The 18,131-nt window shown below is 43.1% G+C and carries 15 protein-coding genes; 10 read left to right on the plus strand and 5 right to left on the minus strand.

Annotation, left to right across the window (positions count from 1 at the left end; translation table 11 throughout):
• Positions 1–2 precede the first annotated feature (2 nt).
• Positions 3–1,679, minus strand: a complete 1,677-nt coding sequence (locus tag GXP67_RS22965; RefSeq protein ID WP_197901555.1) for a ribulokinase — start codon at positions 1,677–1,679, stop codon at positions 3–5.
• A 251-nt stretch (positions 1,680–1,930) separates the two neighbouring features.
• Here GXP67_RS22965 and GXP67_RS22970 point away from each other — a divergent pair, with 251 nt between their 5' ends.
• The 7 genes from GXP67_RS22970 (at position 1,931) to GXP67_RS23000 (ending at position 9,083) form a co-directional block, all read left to right on the plus strand.
• Positions 1,931–2,512: a DUF3109 family protein gene (locus GXP67_RS22970; RefSeq protein WP_162448033.1), complete on the plus strand. Its 582-nt coding sequence runs from the start codon at positions 1,931–1,933 to the stop codon at positions 2,510–2,512.
• A gap of 101 nt (positions 2,513–2,613) precedes the next feature.
• Positions 2,614–3,270 carry a superoxide dismutase family protein gene (locus GXP67_RS22975; RefSeq protein ID WP_162445275.1) on the plus strand — a complete coding sequence of 219 codons (657 nt, stop codon included), beginning with the start codon at positions 2,614–2,616 and terminating at the stop codon, positions 3,268–3,270.
• A 187-nt stretch (positions 3,271–3,457) separates the two neighbouring features.
• Entirely contained in the window at positions 3,458–4,429 is a 972-nt protein-coding gene (locus GXP67_RS22980) for an isopenicillin N synthase family dioxygenase (RefSeq protein ID WP_162445276.1), read from the plus strand.
• A 3-nt stretch (positions 4,430–4,432) separates the two neighbouring features.
• Complete coding sequence (chrA, locus tag GXP67_RS22985; protein ID WP_162445277.1) at positions 4,433–5,668, plus strand: chromate efflux transporter; 1,236 nt, start codon at positions 4,433–4,435, stop codon at positions 5,666–5,668.
• Positions 5,669–5,803: 135 nt separating this feature from the next.
• On the plus strand, positions 5,804–6,937 hold the full coding sequence (locus tag GXP67_RS22990) for a Re/Si-specific NAD(P)(+) transhydrogenase subunit alpha (RefSeq protein WP_162445278.1): 1,134 nt from the start codon (positions 5,804–5,806) through the stop codon (positions 6,935–6,937).
• A 25-nt stretch (positions 6,938–6,962) separates the two neighbouring features.
• Positions 6,963–7,253, plus strand: a complete 291-nt coding sequence (locus GXP67_RS22995) for an NAD(P) transhydrogenase subunit alpha part 2 (RefSeq protein WP_162445279.1) — start codon at positions 6,963–6,965, stop codon at positions 7,251–7,253.
• A 402-nt stretch (positions 7,254–7,655) separates the two neighbouring features.
• A complete protein-coding gene (locus GXP67_RS23000; RefSeq protein WP_162445280.1) occupies positions 7,656–9,083 on the plus strand; it encodes a trypsin-like peptidase domain-containing protein in 1,428 nt (475 codons plus the stop codon).
• Between the two features lie 76 nt (positions 9,084–9,159).
• On the opposite strand, the gene uvrA is transcribed toward GXP67_RS23000, so the two are convergent.
• A complete protein-coding gene (gene uvrA, locus GXP67_RS23005; RefSeq protein WP_162445281.1) occupies positions 9,160–11,979 on the minus strand; it encodes an excinuclease ABC subunit UvrA in 2,820 nt (939 codons plus the stop codon).
• A gap of 244 nt (positions 11,980–12,223) precedes the next feature.
• On the opposite strand from uvrA, the gene GXP67_RS23010 reads away from it, so the two are divergent.
• The 3 genes from GXP67_RS23010 to nth all read left to right on the plus strand — a co-directional run bounded on the left by GXP67_RS23010 (position 12,224) and on the right by nth (position 13,831).
• Positions 12,224–12,823, plus strand: coding sequence for an RNA polymerase sigma factor (locus GXP67_RS23010; RefSeq protein ID WP_162445282.1), 600 nt, complete (start codon positions 12,224–12,226; stop codon positions 12,821–12,823).
• Positions 12,798–13,034: a hypothetical protein gene (locus GXP67_RS23015; RefSeq protein WP_162445283.1), complete on the plus strand. Its 237-nt coding sequence runs from the start codon at positions 12,798–12,800 to the stop codon at positions 13,032–13,034. The genes GXP67_RS23010 and GXP67_RS23015 overlap by 26 nt, the downstream gene beginning before the upstream one ends.
• Positions 13,035–13,162: 128 nt before the next feature.
• Positions 13,163–13,831: an endonuclease III gene (gene nth / locus GXP67_RS23020; RefSeq protein ID WP_162445284.1), complete on the plus strand. Its 669-nt coding sequence runs from the start codon at positions 13,163–13,165 to the stop codon at positions 13,829–13,831.
• A gap of 11 nt (positions 13,832–13,842) precedes the next feature.
• Here nth and GXP67_RS23025 read toward each other — a convergent pair whose 3' ends face one another.
• The 3 genes from GXP67_RS23025 to GXP67_RS23035 all read right to left on the minus strand — a co-directional run bounded on the left by GXP67_RS23025 (position 13,843) and on the right by GXP67_RS23035 (position 18,084).
• Positions 13,843–14,517 (minus strand): HupE/UreJ family protein, encoded by a 675-nt coding sequence (locus GXP67_RS23025; RefSeq protein ID WP_162445285.1) that lies wholly within the window; start codon positions 14,515–14,517, stop codon positions 13,843–13,845.
• A gap of 7 nt (positions 14,518–14,524) precedes the next feature.
• Positions 14,525–15,847: a tetratricopeptide repeat protein gene (locus GXP67_RS23030; protein WP_162445286.1), complete on the minus strand. Its 1,323-nt coding sequence runs from the start codon at positions 15,845–15,847 to the stop codon at positions 14,525–14,527.
• A 107-nt stretch (positions 15,848–15,954) separates the two neighbouring features.
• A complete protein-coding gene (locus GXP67_RS23035) occupies positions 15,955–18,084 on the minus strand; it encodes a DUF4331 family protein (protein ID WP_162445287.1) in 2,130 nt (709 codons plus the stop codon).
• Positions 18,085–18,131: the final 47 nt, after the last annotated feature.

Below are 18,131 nucleotides of genomic sequence, written 5' to 3' on the forward strand. Positions count from 1 at the left end.
AATTATTCCGAAGAACTCATTTCCTTTTCCACAAAAACCCCCAGTTTACAATACTTCTGGTAAATCTGCCCATAGAAGGTAGCATGTTCAGGAACGGGTTTATATTCCTGCTCGAATCCGGAACCCATTTTGGCCGAAGCTTCTTCTACAGATGCATATATTCCGGCACTTACGGTGGCAAACATACCTGCACCTAAAGCACAAGCTTGCTCAGAACGGGCAATTTTGATAGGCATATTGAGTACATCGGCTAGCGTTTGCATTACAAAAGGCGACTTTTTAGCTACACCCCCCAAACCGATTACCGAGCGAATGGGTATACCTTCAGCTACAAAACGATCAATGATGGATTTAGCCCCAAAGGCAGTAGCTTCCACGAGTGCTTTAAATATCCTGGGGGCATCACTTCCTAAGTCTAAACCAGCAACAGCGCCTTTTACTACCTGGTTGGCATCTGGGGTTCTCCGGCCATTGAGCCAGTCTAACGCGAGAATACCCGATTCTGTAACCGGAATGTGTTGGGCTTGTTCGGATAACACATCAATTAAATTCGCAGTAATTTCTTCTTCGAGTTTTGCTTTGGTAGGCGCATCAATGAGAGAAGTCCGGGAGAGCATTTGTTGTACCGGCCATACTAATAATTGCTGAAACCAGGCATATACATCGCCAAATGCTGATTGACCGGCTTCCATGCCCATCATGCCGGGAATAATAGATCCGCTTACTTGTCCGCATATGCCTTTTACGAGTTTGCCATCCACTTCTGAAAGCGGCGCAATCAGCATATCGCAAGTAGATGTTCCCATTACTTTACTCAAGGCATAAGGTTCTATCTGGGCTCCTACTGCCCCCATATGTGCATCAAAGGCACCAACACCTACGATTACTTCCTGAGATAAACCCAGTTTCTCTGCCCATTCCAGAGAAAGATTGCCGGCGGCAATATCAGAAGTATAGGTATCTTTATATAAACGGCTTCGCAAATCTTTCAGCAATGGATCGAGTCTGGTCAGAAATTCTTCGGAAGGCAGGCCATCAAATTCTTCGTGCCACATGGCTTTGTGTCCGGCGGCGCAACGGCTCCTTTTGATCTGGGAAGCATCTTCTACGCCGGTAAGTACCGCCGGAATCCAGTCGCAGTGTTCTATCCAGGAATAGGCGGCTTGCCGTACGTTGGCATCCACCCGCAACATATGCAGGGTTTTGGCCCAGAACCATTCGGAAGAATAGACGCCTCCGACATATTTAGTAAAATTGGTGCCTCCCCAGGTTTTAGCAAGTTTATTGATTTCTGCTGCTTCTTTTACGGCTGTATGGTCTTTCCAAAGCAGAAACATCGCATTGGGATTTTCTTCAAAACCAGAGGTAAGCGACAAAGGGACACCCTGTTTATTGATGGCCACTACCGTAGAACCGGTAGTATCAACCGAAATGCCTTTCACCTGGCTTTTTACATCTGGTGTACATTGCGCCAGCGCTTTTTTTACGGAGATTTCCAGTCCTTCCAGGTAGTCAAGGGGATGCTGCCGGAATTGTGATTCTGTTGGGTTGCAGTATTTGCCTTGTTTCCAGCGGGAATAATAGTGAACAGCTGTAGCCATTTCTTTCCCGTTGGTTGCATCAATGACCAGCGCACGGACAGAATCTGTCCCGAAATCTACTCCAATTACGTACGACATGTAAGCTATGTGTTCTGAAAAATAGATCGATTAATTTCAAATTAAAATTTGTTACATACAAATGCTTAGTGAAATTTTAAGATAGCATAAATATTAATGAAATGAATTAAAACGGCTTCATCTGATTGCTTATTTATAATATACTGAATTTTAGAGCTTTAAGAAGCTAAATAGTATCCTCGTTTATTCTCTTAATCACTCTGTGGATGAACGGCCATTTCTTACTACCTTTACAACTTACCTGAATTGTGATGATTGTAATTGGAAATACTTGCATCAGCGATGATATTGCAGATCAGTTTTTTGTATGCGACCTGGAAAAATGCAAAGGAGCCTGCTGTGTGGAAGGTGACCTGGGTGCACCTTTAGAGAAAGATGAATTGCCGGTACTGGAAGAAGTATATAAATATGTAAAGCCGTATTTATCCAAAGCCGGAAAAAGAGCCATCAAACAACAGGGCCATTATATTCTGGATGAAGATGGTGATTATTCAACTCCCACTATTGGCAAACGCGAATGTGCCTATGCTATTTACGATGAAAAAGGTATTCTCAAATGTGGCATTGAACAAGCGTACCTGGATGGAAAAATAAACTTCCGCAAACCCATTTCCTGCCATTTGTATCCTATCCGGATTACCAAATACGAAGAATACCATGCCATCAACTACCACCGCTGGCAAATTTGTAATCCGGCTTGCAGGCATGGGCAGGCATTGGGTGTACCGCTGTATAAATTCCTGAAAGCGCCGCTGATCCGGCAGTATGGGGAAGAATGGTACAATGAACTGGTCCGGCTGATTGCTGAAAAAGAGAATCAGACTAATACATAAATTTTTTTCCGGACAATGAATGGTTTTTAAGAGTTTGCTCTAAATTGCACCCGTTTAGCGCTTTTCAGCGTATCAGTAATAAACCAAAACTCAAAACCTTCATGAATACCTTCAAATCCCTTTTTATGGCCTTTTGTGCCGCAGCCATACTGAGCAGTTGCAGTGGCGAAAACAAAACCGCTGATAATGATAATACGGCAGCAGAGGCTACCGACAGCACCGTAGGTGCCAATATGACTGCTGATACTACTACCAGCATGATGGAAGCAGATACTGCTGGCGGTATGATGATGGGAGGACCAGGCGGCCAATCAGCGCAAGCTACCATTTCTTCAGCTAGTGGAAGCGGTTTAACTGGTCAGGCTACCTTTACTAAAGAAAGTAGCGGTGTAAAACTGGTGCTTACCGTTGAAAAAGCGACTCCCGGACCGCATGCCGTACATTTACACCAGAACGGTGATTGCAGCAAGCCGGATGCTACTTCTGCCGGTCCACACTGGAACCCAACTAAAGCGCAACATGGCAACCGGGAAGCAGGTGCACACCATCAGGGTGATATGCCGAATATGGAAGTAGGCCAGGATGGAAAAGGCCGCCTGGAACTGACTGTAAGCGACTGGACAATTGGAGGTACTGATACTACCACTAATATTATCAATAAAGCCATTATTGTACATGCCAAAGCTGACGATTATAAAAGCCAGCCTGCCGGAAATGCGGGTGACCGTATTGGCTGTGGCGTAGTTACGTTGAAATAGTAAAATATATTTTATCTCGTATGGCCTGGTATGCATCAGCATGTCCAGGCCTTTTTATTATTTGTGGCTTAAAAACAGCCTTATACGATGGGCATATGCATAGGCTTTGAAACCAATCAAAAAATTTCAAGGTTTTTATAGCAATCCTGATTTCTTGATTAACTTGCAATAACCACCTGAAAAGCGTATGAGTGAAATATTGTATAAAGAGATACCTTCTCTGGACTTAGCCGATTTTACTTCCGGAGATGCCGCCAGAAAAGCAAAGTTTGTAGAAACTTTGGGAGAAGCGTTTAACAACATTGGTTTTGTGGCAATTAAAAACCATGGCCTTACCGACGAACTTACCGAAAAGTTATATTCTATTATCAAGCGTTTCTTTTTCTCTCCGGATGAACTAAAGCTTAAGTATGAAGTTCCCGGCCTGAACGGCCAGAGAGGCTATACGGCCAAATTAAAAGAACATGCCAAAGGCCGTACCACCGGCGATTTAAAGGAATTTTACCACATCGGCCAGGAAGTAACCGACAATGACCCTATAAAAGCGGAATATCCGGCCAATGTATTTCCGGATGAATTCCCCGAAATGCGGGAAGTAGGCCTGGAAGTGTACCGCCGCCTGGAAAATGCAGGAAAAACCATGCTCCGGGCCATTGCTTTGTATGTAGGCTTAGATGAGAATTATTTTGAAGCCAAAGTAAAAAACGGAAACAGCATTTTGCGAGCTATTCATTATTTTCCTATTGAAAATCCGGATGCGATTCCACAAGATGCCGTACGGGCCGCTGCACATGGCGACATCAACCTGATCACTTTATTGATGGGTGCCAGTGCCGATGGCTTACAGGTGTTGCGCCGGGACGGAAAATGGATTCCGATTACCGCCCTTCAGGAGCAAATTGTAGTGAATGTAGGTGATATGCTCGACCGGCTGACAAACAACAAACTCAAATCTACGATTCACCGGGTAGTAAATCCACCCAGAGAAAAAATGGGCACCTCTCGTTTTTCTATTCCTTTTTTCATGCATCCCCGTTCCGAAATGGACCTCACCTGCCTGAAAAATTGTATAGATGCCGGGCATCCCAAGCAATATTCAGATATTACCGCAGGAGAATTTTTAATGGAAAGGCTGGCAGAAATCGGACTGAAAAAATAGCAAATGTACCTGGAGCGCGTCACCCGCAATATCGTTCAAACCCCATTATTGCCTGCTACACAAGTAGGACGCATCCGCTACTACATCTTTTTGAAAGACGTACTGATTATGGCCTTAACGGCTTTTGGAGGACCACAAGTCCATATAGCGATGTTACTCAAACGCATGGTAATAAAACGGGCCTATCTGACGGAAGATGAATTGATTGAACTAAATGCACTTTGCCAGGTATTGCCCGGACCTACTTCCACCCAGACCATTACGGCGATTGGTTTTAAGGTAGGAGGCCCTAATCTGGCCTATCTTACTTTACTTGTCTGGATTGCTCCGGCGGTACTGATTATGACCATTGTGGGATTATTCGTTTCATACCTGCATGAACATAATATTCCCCTCAATTTTACCCGGTTTATCCAGCCTATGGCCGTAGGTTTTATGATCTATGCCGGGTATAAGATCAGCCTTAAAGTAATTAATGGGCGTACCAGCGTAGGACTGGCTGTATTAGCTGCTATTATTTCCTTCTTCTTTCAATCGCCCTGGGTTACACCTTTGGTTCTGCTTTCGGGTGGGGTGGTAACAGCGCTTCAATATAAAAAACATGAGCGCCTGCAACATAAAAAACCGCTGCAAATCCAGTGGGCGAACTTTATACTCTTTATTTCGGTGGCTTTTGCTGCAGCTATTCTGGGGGGTATTACCAAATGGCTGCCCCTGCGTTTATTTGAGAACTTCTACCGCAACGGAAGCCTCATTTTTGGTGGAGGGCAGGTGTTAATTCCGATGCTGTATACAGAATTTGTGCAATTTAAAAATTATCTCAGCGGGGAAGAATTTCTTTCCGGACTGGCTATTGCCCAGGTAGTGCCAGGACCAGTATTTTCGTTTACGGCGTTTATCGGAACCTTATCCATGCGGAAATATGGCATTGGCGGAGAATTGCTGGGAAGTTTTATGGCGACAGCCGGCATTTTTCTGCCGGGTACTTTTATGATATTTTTCGTATACCGTTTCTGGAACCAGCTCAAACAATACCGGGTCATCCGTGCTTCCCTGGAAGGAATCAATTCCACCAGCACCGGTCTGATTGCGACAGCAGCGGTATTGCTGTTTATTCCGATGCATCAGGATGTTGCCAATGTAGGTATTGTGGTAGGTACTTTCTGTTTGCTCATGTTTACCCGGATTCCGCAGCCGCTTATTATCCTGGCAGGCTTACTGGCCGGGTTTATTTTTTGATTTCGAATAAATTTTCTTCTCCCTTTGCCTTTCTATCTCAAAAAAAATTATCTTGAGCCAGGTTAGCATTCCAGGTTATACCACGAATGTATGTTAGCCTCTCTATCGTTTTGTTCACCGTCAATATATTGAGCCTTGAAAATAGCTGTTCCGAAAGAAACCAAACCTTACGAAAAAAGAGTAGCCCTCACACCGGATATTGTAAAATCATTGCTGAAAGCCGGATGGACTTGTATCATCGAAGAAGGCGCGGGTGTTTCTTCTAATTATCCGGATGAAACATACCGCCAGGCTGGTGCAAGTATTGCTTCCTCCAAAGCCCAGGTATACAGTGAAGCCGATGTATTGCTGAAAGTAAATGCGCCTTCGGCAGAAGAAGTCCAACTTCTGAAACCCGGAGCTATAGTGATCTCTTTTTTATACGCCTACACCATTCCGGAACTGGTACATGTACTTCAGGAAAAACAGATTTCTGCATTTTCTATGGATGCTGTTCCCAGAATTTCCAGGGCGCAGAAAATGGATGCACTCAGTTCTCAGGCAAACTTAGGCGGATATAAAGCAGTATTGCTGGGTGCCAATCACCTGGCCAAAATCTTCCCGCTGATGATGACAGCGGCCGGTACCATTACCCCAGCGAAAGTACTTATATTTGGTGCAGGCGTAGCTGGTTTACAGGCTGTTGCTACAGCCAAACGTTTGGGAGCAGTAGTAGAAGTAACGGATGTTCGCCCGGAAACGAAGGAACAGGTAGAATCTCTGGGCGGCCGGTTCCTGGAAGTAAAATCAGATGAAGGCGTAAAAACGGAGGGTGGATATGCCAGAGAAGTATCTGCGGAATATTTGCAAAAACAGAAGGAACTGGTTGCTAAACACGTGGCGGATGCGGATATTGTCATTACCACAGCTCTCGTAATGGGTAAAAAAGCGCCTATTCTGATAACTGAAGACATGGTAAAGACTATGAAACCAGGGGCTGTGATTGTAGATATGGCCGTTGAATCTGGTGGAAATTGCGCCATCAGCGAACTTAATAATACGGTGGTAAAACATGGTGTAACTATTATTGGAGAATCTAATCTGCCGGCTCACCTGGCGATGAATGCGAGTGATTTGTATGCCAGAAATATCAGTACCTTGCTGTTGCATCTGGCAAATAAGGACGGCTTTAAATGGGAGATGGAAGAAGAAATAACCAAAGGCAGTTTGATCACCCACAAAGGCGAACTCGTACATGGATTCACCAAAGAAATTCTGAGTAAGAAATAATTATTAGTCATTAGTCATTAAATATATGTCGGTAGAAAACTTAATTATCCTTTTATACATTCTGGTATTGTCCAGTTATGTAGGCTTTGAACTCATTGCCAAAGTGCCTCCTACCTTGCATACACCCCTCATGTCTGGGGCAAATGCGATTTCCGGAATTACGATTGTGGGGGCCATTATTTGTTCAAATGAACTGGGATATACTACGGTGAGTAAAATCCTGGGAATGCTGGCGCTCATTCTGGCAACCATCAATGTAGTGGGCGGATATGTAGTTACCGACCGGATGTTACAGATGTTTAAGAAGAAAAAGTAAAAGGGCTTTTACTACTGTTAAGGTTTAATGCATATGAAAAAATATGTTTATGGTATGCATTGCCTTATTTTTAATGGGCAGTTTTAGTCATTCCATAATCCAGGTTCCAGGTAAAGTTCCCTATTCCCTTTCTTCTCCCAAATTAGTTAATTGCTCTTTCACTCCTGAAATAGCTTCAATAAATATCCTGCTTTGCTAAAAAGAGTTAAAACCAGGTTCTGTTCTACGCAATTGCTGCTTTTTTTGTAATTTTCAGCCGAAATTGCAGAATGATAGCATATGATTTTAGAGAAACCCCTACGCTGAAAATTGGAATTTTACAGCGATCAGACATTGTTTTGCTGTTACTAAGGTTATTCCTACATATAGTCATAGCTTTCCATACTTAAACCAGAAACGATTATGAAGCAAACCTTAAAAGTACTCGTACTTAGTTTTATTGCAGGTATTTCGGGTGCCTATACATTTGAGCAATTCCAGCCTGATGAACCCAAGCCGGGTGTTCAAAACCAATTACCCTTACAGCAAGCCAGTAATAGAGAAACGTATACCAACGCGCTTGCTGTAACGCCGGATTTTGTGGCAGCCTCTGCACTCAGTACACCAAGTGTAGTATATATTAAAACTGCTTCTACGGCCTATGCCCAACAGGATTTTTTTGATTTTTTCTTTGGAGGTGGGGGCACCCGTGAGCAAAAAGTGATCAGTTCCGGTTCGGGGGTTATTTTTACCAGCGATGGCTATATTGTAACGAATAACCACGTAATTGAAAATGCGACTACGATTGAAGTAATTCATAGCAAACGTTCGTATGTGGCCAAACTCGTCGGAACAGATCCATCTACTGATCTGGCGATTCTGAAAATAGAAGGCAAAAACCTTCCCAATGCCAAATTAGGCCGTTCCAAAGATGTGCAGGTAGGAGAGTGGGTACTGGCCGTGGGTAATCCTTTTAACCTGGAATCAACTGTAACAGCCGGGATTGTAAGTGCCAAAGGCCGGAATATCAATATTCTCAGCAGCCAGTTTCCCATCGAATCCTTTATTCAGACCGATGCTGCCATTAATCCTGGGAATAGCGGTGGAGCGTTGGTAAATGCCAAGGGTGAACTGATCGGGATCAATACAGCTATTTTGTCCAGAACAGGTTCGTATACCGGATATGGATTTGCTGTTCCGGTGGATATTGTGGTGAAGTCAGTAAATGATATTATTAAATATGGGGAAGTTCAAAAAGCTTTCATGGGCGCTGAAGTAACTGATATTACCTCAGAAACTTTCAAGCAATACAACCTGTCGGATTACTCTGGTACGGTGGTTACTTATGTGGAGAAAGGCGGAGCGGCTGAAAAACTGGGCATTCGTAAAGGAGATGTGCTTGTAAAAATCAATACGGAGGATATCAACAGCAAAAGTGCATTTGATGAACAACTCAGTTATTACCGGCCTGGTGATAAAGTGAAAGTCACCTTCCGGCAAGCAGGAAAAATAAGAGAAGGAGAGGCGCTGCTGACTAACCGGGAAGGAACCACGGAAGTGCTCAAACGGGAAACTTTCTCTATAGAGGGCCTGGGAGCAGATCTGGAAACAGTTTCCAAAGTAGAACGGGATAAGTTAGGTATTGAGAATGGCGTACGGGTTTCCAATATCCGCAGTGGCCTGATGGGCCGCTTAGGTATGGAAGAAGGATTTATTATTACCGCTATTAATAAACGTCCGGTGACTTCAGCCAAAGAAGTAGTAGATGTATTAGGCAGTATGCGGGGCAGGGTAATTGTGGAAGGAATCGACAGAAGGGGAAGGGGCAGCTATTATCAGTTCTCGATGTAGAATTAGCTTTATCTATAAAAAGAAAGCGGCGTATATATCGCCGCTTTCTTTTTACAAGTTAAGTAAGCTTTGTTGTCTACAACTTTTCCCGCAGGAATCTGGCGGTATGGTTATCATTTAGTTTTATCAAATCTTCAGGTAAACCGGCAAACGTTACATAACCTCCGTTTTCTCCTCCTTCCGGACCTAAGTCAATGATCCAGTCGGCGCACTTGATCACATCCATATTGTGTTCAATAATAATCACTGAGTCTCCCTGTTCTACTAAAGCATTAATCGCATGTAACAGCTTTTTGATATCATGAAAATGCAAGCCGGTGGTAGGCTCATCAAAAATGAATAAAGTACTCCCTTGATTCGGATTGCCTTTTCCCAGGAAAGAAGCCAGTTTTACCCGTTGAGCTTCTCCACCACTAAGCGTATTAGAAGATTGTCCCAGTCGTACATATCCTAAACCCACTTCCTGCAAAGGATACAATTTTTCCAGTAGTTTATTTTTGTCAGCGAAGAAGGTAATGCTATCGTCGATGGTCATTTCCAGAATGTCGGCAATGTCTTTATCCTTATACTTCACTTCCAGAATTTCGCCTTTAAACCGTTTTCCACCACAGCTTTCACATTTAAGATAAATATCAGCCATAAACTGCATTTCTATCTTTACTTCGCCTTCTCCCTGGCAAACTTCACAGCGGCCTCCATCCACATTAAAGGAGAAATGAGACGGTTTATACGACCTGGCTTTAGCCAATGCTTGATCTGCCATCAGGTTTCGGATCAGGTCATAGGCTTTGATATACGTTACCGGATTGGAACGGGAAGATTTTCCAATCGGATTCTGGTCAATAAACTCCACCGAAGTAAGTAAACTTAGGCTTCCATCTATTTTATCGAACTTGGCAGACTCATCGCTGTAATTGCCATAAATTTTGCTCAAGGCCGGATATAATACTTTTTTAATGAGTGTAGATTTACCAGAACCACTCACGCCGGTTACCACGGTAAGCACACCCAATGGAAATTTGACATTGATGTTTTTCAGATTGTGTTCTCTGCCGCCTTTCACTTCCACATAATCTGTCCATCTGCGCTTAATTCTGGGCACAGTAATCTGGTCTGTACCATTTAGGAAACGGCTGGTATGTGTATCTGCCTCTCTGATCTCATCCAGATTTCCCTGGAACACCAATTCACCTCCATGTGAACCAGCATCCGGGCCAATATCAATGATCTGGTTTGCCATCCGCATTACTTCTTCTTCATGTTCTACCACAATTACCGTATTTCCTAAATCCCGCAGCATTTCCAACACACTAATGAGTTTCTGCGTATCGCGTGGATGCAAGCCAATGCTGGGCTCATCCAGAATGTACATCGAACCCACCAGTGCGCTGCCCAAAGATGTAGATAATTTGATCCGCTGGTATTCTCCGCCGGAAAGGGTAGAAGTTAAGCGGTTCAGTGTCAAATAACCCAATCCTACTTTATCCAGGTAAGACAAGCGGTTTCTGATTTCTACCAGAATTCGTCCGGCTACTTTCTGCTGATACGGTGCCAGTTCGAGTTCTTCAAAAAACTGGGATGTTTTGGTAACAGGCATCAGCACCAGATCAGTGATAGATTTGCCCCCCACTTTTACATAGGCTGCATCTTTACGCAGGCGACTTCCCTTACATTCCGGACAAGTAGTACGTCCCCGGTAGCGGGAAAGCATCACCCGATATTGAATTTTATGAGTTTTGGATTCGATATATCTGAAAAAAGCATCCAGGCCATCAAAATATTCATTTCCGGTCCAGAGCAATTGCTTTTCCTTTTCTGTCAGATCCTGGTAAGGCCGGTGAATAGGAAAGTCGAAACGGATGCCATTTTTTACCAGGGGCACCTGCCATTCATTCATTTTCTCACTGCGCCAGGGAGCGATGGCTCCTTCATATACTGATAAATTTTTATCCGGAATCACTAAATCTTCATCAATACCCAGTACTTTGCCAAATCCTTCGCAGCGGCGGCAGGCACCATAGGGATTATTAAAACTAAATAGATTGATACTGGGTTCTTCAAAAGTGACTCCATCCAGTTCAAATTTATCTGAAAACGTACGGGTTTCTTTACCCAGCATTTCCACGATACATACGCCCTCTCCTTCATAAAAAGCGGTTTGTACTGAATCTGATAATCTAAAACGGTTATCCTCATCTTCGTGGTTTACGGTGCTGCGGTCAATGAGAATATGAATGTTAGCTGGCTTTATGCCTTTGGTACCTTTCTCCAGGGTTTCTTCAATAAAAAGCAGGTTGCCATCGACAGAAAGCCGGGTAAAGCCTTTTTGAAGCAATACTTTTAATTCATCATTCAGCGTACGGCTTTTATCGTGCCGGAGCGGGGCGGTGATCATAAAGCGCTGCCCTTCCTCGAAGGTGTACACATAATCTACCACATCTGTTACTGTATCCCGGCGCACGACCTGTCCGGAAACCGGAGAATACGTAATGCCTATGCGGGCAAATAATAATTTCAGGTAATCATATATTTCGGTACTGGTGCCTACGGTAGACCGGGGATTGCGGGTACTTACTTTTTGTTCGATCGCAATGGCCGGAGAAACACCCTTAATATATTCAACTTCTGGTTTTTCCATACGTCCCAAAAACTGCCTGGCATATGAACTCAGGCTTTCTACATACATCCGCTGTCCTTCGGCAAATAGGGTATCAAAAGCCAGAGAAGATTTACCGGAACCAGAGAGTCCGGTGATCACGACCATTTTATTGCGGGGAATGGCAACACTTAAATTTTTGAGGTTATTTACCTTGGCACCCTTGATAATAATGTATTCTTTTGGGTCCAGTTCATCGATGGTTTGCGGCGGCATAACCGCCTCTTTTGCTCTTTCCATATCTTACAAAGATACGCATAGTCGGGCAGAAAGAATAGAAATTATGGTACACATGTTGCAGCTATCAAAAAAATATTGTATTTTACTGTAATAAAAATATACTATTTCCTTACATGCTATTTCAGGCACTTGCTAATTCAAAGGCGAATGCTTAGCTTTGAAAATAGCTCTCTCAAATTTAAAATAACTTCTAAACCATATAATATGATATAAAGCTTTACGTTCACTAAATGAGTATTCACAAATGGAAAAAAGTGTAATAAGTGATGGCGCTTTGGTATCACTTTATAGAAACGGAAACGAAAAAGCTTTTGAATTACTGGTAAGAAGACATAAGTCGAAGGTATACACCACTATTTATCTGATTGTTAAGGATTCTTATATTGCTGAGGATTTATTGCAGGATACCTTTGTAAAAGCAATTCATACCATAAAAACAGATAGGTATAACGAAGAAGGAAAATTTTTACCCTGGATTATACGTATTGCACATAACCTGGCCATAGACTATTTCCGTAAGGAGAAACGTTATCCTACGGTAATACTGGAAGATGGCAGCAATGTGTTTAATACACTCAACTTTGCAGAAGATTCTGCCGAGTCTGTACAGATCAGGATGGAGACGCACGAGCGGCTGAAGGACATGATACAAAAACTGCCGGAGCAGCAGAAGGAAGTGCTTATGATGCGGCATTATGCAGACATGAGTTTCCAGGAAATAGCTGAAGCAACAGGGGTAAGTATCAACACAGCGTTGGGTAGAATGCGGTACGCGTTGATCAACTTGCGGAAGCAAATGACTAAATATAATATAAACTATGATCAAAACCTTTACCCAAAATGACGTTATCAGGTACGTATACAATGAAACCCCTGAAGAAGAAAGTGAGCTGATCGCCTATACTTTGCTCACCGATTCTCAATTGCAAGATTTTTATGATGAAATGCTTGCACTAAAAAAAGACTTGAACAAAATAGATATAGGCCCTTCTGAAAGAGCAATTCAGAATATTTTAGCCTACTCGCGGGATTGTAATTTGCATCCGGTAAAGTAATTTCTAATGAGTGATGGAGTGAATGAGTAATTGAGCGATTCAGTTACTTATTCACTTTTTTGTTTTAATTTTGACTAATATTTTTAATAATCACTCATTCACTCCATCACCTATTCACTACATTTGATATGCAGAAGGAAGAGCGGTTCAGACACTTTATAGAATATTTTACTAAGAACTACGAAGAGCCTCAGACAGAACTATCTTTTAACAGCCCTTATGAGTTGCTGGTGGCTGTAATTTTGAGTGCCCAGTGTACAGATAAACGGGTCAATATGATTACGCCTCCATTATTTGATCGCTTCCCAACCGTACATGACCTTTCAAAAAGTCATTTTGATGAAGTATATTCTTATATCCGCAGTGTCTCGTATCCAAATAATAAAACCAAACATTTACTGGGAATGGCACAGATGCTGGTCAATGACTTTAATGGAGAAGTGCCAGCTACGGTGGAAGAGTTGCAGAAACTGCCAGGAGTAGGACGCAAAACCGCCCATGTAATTGCTTCTATTGTATGGAACCAGCCGGTGATGGCCGTAGATACCCATGTGTTCAGGGTTTCAAAACGATTGGGTTTAGCTGATGAAAATGCCAATACTCCTCTGGCAGTAGAATTACAACTGACGCCACATATTCCGGAAGAGTATATTGCCAAAGCACATCACTGGCTTATTTTGCATGGCCGGTACATATGTGTAGCCCGCAAACCCAAATGTGAGATCTGCCAGCTTACCCATTTTTGTAAATATTACGAGCAGAATGTAGCTGGTAACGCTATTTCAACAAATGCTTGATCCTGGCAAGTTTAACTAAAAAATATACGTTCAATCGTCCAGTAGAAAGCGGTAATAGCAATAAACAACGAGGCCGGATATACAATTCTTTTCCGGTACCAGGCTTTATTGCTGAACCACCGGCCTACGAGCAGATAGGCAATGGCAATCACTGTAAACTGACCCAATTCTACGCCTACATTAAATGTGAGCAACGCAGTGATGAAATGATTGGAAGGCATTCCTAGTTCGCTCAATACACCTGCGAAGCCACAGCCGTGGATGAGGCCAAAACCAAATACAATAGCAGTCCGCCACCATTTTAACTGATCAGTTACCAGGTTTTCCAGGGCTACAAAAGCGATAGATAGGGCAATAATCGGTTCTATCAGATAAGCCGGAGGTTCAATAATGTGGTACATCGCCAGCCCTAGGGTAATAGAGTGTGCCACTGTAAAAGCAGTAGCTTGCCAGAATACTGTTTTTAATTTCGGACTCAGGAAGAATAAGCCCAGTACAAATAACACATGGTCGTAGCCTAATGGCAGAATATGTGTAAATCCTAGTTTCAGGTATAACCAAGCTGCTTCCGTTCCGGAAAGATCAGGTATATCTGCCGGAGCCGTATGTGCCAGTACTGGAGATACACTGGCTAACAGCAGGAATATGGCTGCTATAAAATGATATTTGAAAGCTTGAATCTTCATAGGCCGCTTATTTTATCGCCAGGTAATTTTGCCCTTCTGCTTTCAAGTCCGGTGATAAGAATGGATTCGTAGATAGGGCCTGCTGCATCAATGCTATTCCTTTCTCTTTGTTGCCGGATTTTAATTGAATTAATCCTGCCCGGTATACCAGAGTGGGGTTTTGCGAATGGGTACGTAAGGCTGTTTCCATATATTGGCCAGCTTCCTTATAATTTCCTTTTTTGTATGCTACCCAGGCAATCAAATGGTTTACATCGATATTTTTAGGGCGGCGTTTATGTTCAGCTAAAGCATGTTTACGTGCCAGATCATATTCCCCATTTTGCACATAGGCTTCTGCCAGTTCCAGATCTGCAAAATGCTGGAGTTTGCCACCGGATACGTGGGTATTTTTTATCGCTTCAATTACTTTATTGTTGGCAGCCGTTGCTTTTTCAGTTTGCCGGCTTAATGAATATACTTCTGCCATTTCGCTGATAAAGGAAAGTTCATTGATAGATTGCCCGGCTTTTTCGAGGTGTTGTAGGGCTTGTTTATAATTGCCTTTTGCTTTTTCTACTCTTCCTAATCCAGCCAGGGCATAGGCATAATTCGGACGTTCTTCTAAAGCCATGAGATACTGATTTTCAGCTTCGGCAAGTTTTCCGGTATGTTCATACAACTGACCTAAGTTCACTCTCGCCCATGCGGTTTGTTCCAGTCCTGGCATTCCGGCTTTTACCGCCATATCCATTGCTTCAATAGCGCCGGCATACTCTCCATGAATTTCCCGTAAGTAAGAAACCCTGGAATACGAGCGTATATCCGGGCGGACGGATACCATTTTATCAGTAGTTTCAACTGCTTTTTCATACTCTCCCAGTTCCACATACGCATCTACCAGTAGACCATACGAAAAAGCTTTGTGGGAATCGAGTTTTATGGCCTTCTGAGCAACTGGTATAGCTTCTGCAAACTGATGTGCAGATAAGTATACACTGGCCTTTCCACACAGTGCATCTACATTTTCAGGCTCTTTTTTTAGTACTTCTTCCAGTAAATCTAAAGCCGCATTGTCATAGTAAGTATGGTCGCCGGTAATTCTGGCTTCCTGGATATAGGCAAGTGCTAAATTGAGGCGGGCCGCATTATTTCCCGGATCTTTGCGTAAGGTGATAAGCAAACCTTCTATGGCTTCTTTGGTATTGAGCCATTCACTGGTGGAAGAAATAATGGCATTTCTGTTTTTAAGCTCTGGCATGTCTGGTTTTTTCTTCCCGAAAATCACAATTAAACCTACCAGCAGGACGAACAACGAAAGGAAAGCCGGGTAAAAATATTTGCGTAGCATAGTTTCAGAATGGAAATGTGGGTTGTTTACTGATTTATAAAGGTTGCCCTGAAATAATCAGATCAGGGCAACCTGTTTCTATTGTTTCACCTGTTTACTAATCGCTCTTATTTGGCTACTACTAGTTTCAGAGACTGAATGGTTTTGGAATCACTGTCTAAGGTTACATAGTATGTGCCTCTTTTCAGGCGTTTCACCCCAACTTCCAGTTCATAGGTACCAGCTTTCTTAAATTCTTTGTTTACAGGGGAAGAAACTAACTCACCATTCTGGTCATAAATTTTGAGTGAGATTTCGCCATCCTGGGCAAGTCTGTATTTGAAAGTAGTTTTTTCTATGGCCGGATTCGGGAAATTTGTCATCATGGCTTCAGGTGCAGCTACACTTAGGGCAGAACTTGCGGCCAAACCCTCTAATGATGGTCCTCCGATTGAGGATTGCGCTCCATTATCAGCACAAGGCAAATCATACCCACTTGGTGGTTCCTGTACATAAGGGAAAGAAGTTTTGAAAGCAACATCATTTTTCTCCACGCCAGTTGTAAAGGTCAATACATCGACCAGGTCTTGTGTTACCGGATTGGCGCTGCCAGCCTGATAATCATCATACCATAAACCGATAGCGGCCAGTACTACGCCACCCACAGCCTGCAATTCGATACGGGTTACATCGTCTTCCAGCCTTCTGCCATTGGGGAACCCATCCATATTAGGTATAAATTCGAGTTTAGTATTGGTGTTATACGCCGGATCGGTAAGCCCCAGAACAGCTGCCTGCACTAAACCAAGCGAACTGAACTTAGGATCGTTACGAGGTGTAACAGGTACCGCCATATTCAAACGCAGCATATCGCCGAAAGTAGGCAGAAAATTATTGATAAATGGTTTACCTGCAGCCAATGGATTGCCATTTTTACCGGTAGCCAGCTGATAAGGAGCGAGATTAGGAACGCCAGTCATGAAGATAGGAAGAATATCTACAGAACGGGGTTTTCCTTTGCGTAGTAAATAATCTCCAAACAAAGCCCGGTCGAAAGCGGTGCCTTTGGTTGCTTTAGTTGACCATAATGGGTACAAGCCATCTTTGCCATTGCGGAAATCAAACGCCTGCAGGGAATTACTCTGAATGCGTAAGTTTGCTAAGGCAGGCACAGCTGTTCCAAACTGGGAATCATCCATGTACAGCGCCAGTTCCGGATTCATGTGATAAAATACAAAAATTCCATCTTCATTATATGGAATCTCTGAGTTCCAATAGTCTTTGCGGGAAACAGGCATAATTACTTCGTTGGTCAACGGCATGCCTAAACGGGAAACCTGAATCCAGGGACCGCTAAAGCTTTCCTTTCCATCGATCAGCACATTGCCTGGAACGCCACCTTCTACATTTTCATTACCCATACCACCTAAGGTTTTTACCTTTGGACGGCTGGCAGAAGCCCATACCCCAATAACAAAGTCAGGATCAAGAATATTTTTTGCCTGGCTTACATTTTTATGGTCTTTTTGCAGCGTAGAAATAGGAACTTTTACTGCGATGGACATTACGTTTTTGCATTTGAGTGCATCCACACCTGCGCCAGGACGGAAACCAGCCAGGTCGAAAGCACCGCCTAAGTCTACGAAAAACGGATCTTCGATAGGGCCGCAGAATATGGTTTCACCAGTGCTTGCTTTCATGATCGCCTGCTGTACTAAAGCGCTGTAAGAAGTGCCTAAGCCTGCTGCTCCTTCAATAGAGCGAGGTCCGATGTTTGGTGGCGGCACTTTTCCATTACTAATAATAGTTCTGAATGTTTTGCCTCCATCTATACTGCGTTCGCAGGTATAGGTATTTTTCTGGTTTTCTTTGCCTAAGCGAATGCGGAAGAAAGTTGTAGGATCTTCATTCACTTTTTTGAATGTGAACCGGTAAATAATATCATCATATTTGGTTTGAGGATTGTTTTTAACACGTATCTCATACCGGATATTCTCTCCGAAAGTATGATAGTTAGGGCCGCCATCTGAGGAAGCAAGCGGTACATAGTTCGCAATTAAAGTAATGGTATTTGGATCATCAGGGCTTCGGAAGGCATATACGTCCGTATTATCGGCTAATGGGTCATTTGCAATTAGAGGCGCTTCCCGGTGACTGGAGGCATCCAGAAATCCGTAATGCGCACTTGTCGCTAGCAGCGCACCAACAGCCAAAAAGACTGTTGTTGCTTTCAGGGCATTCTTTAAAAATGGTTTCATTAACATAAGGGTTTTGAGTGATAAAAGTTTGATTGAATAGGTAAACA

It is taken from the genome of Rhodocytophaga rosea, assembly GCF_010119975.1.
Lineage (GTDB): Bacteria > Bacteroidota > Bacteroidia > Cytophagales > 172606-1 > Rhodocytophaga > Rhodocytophaga rosea.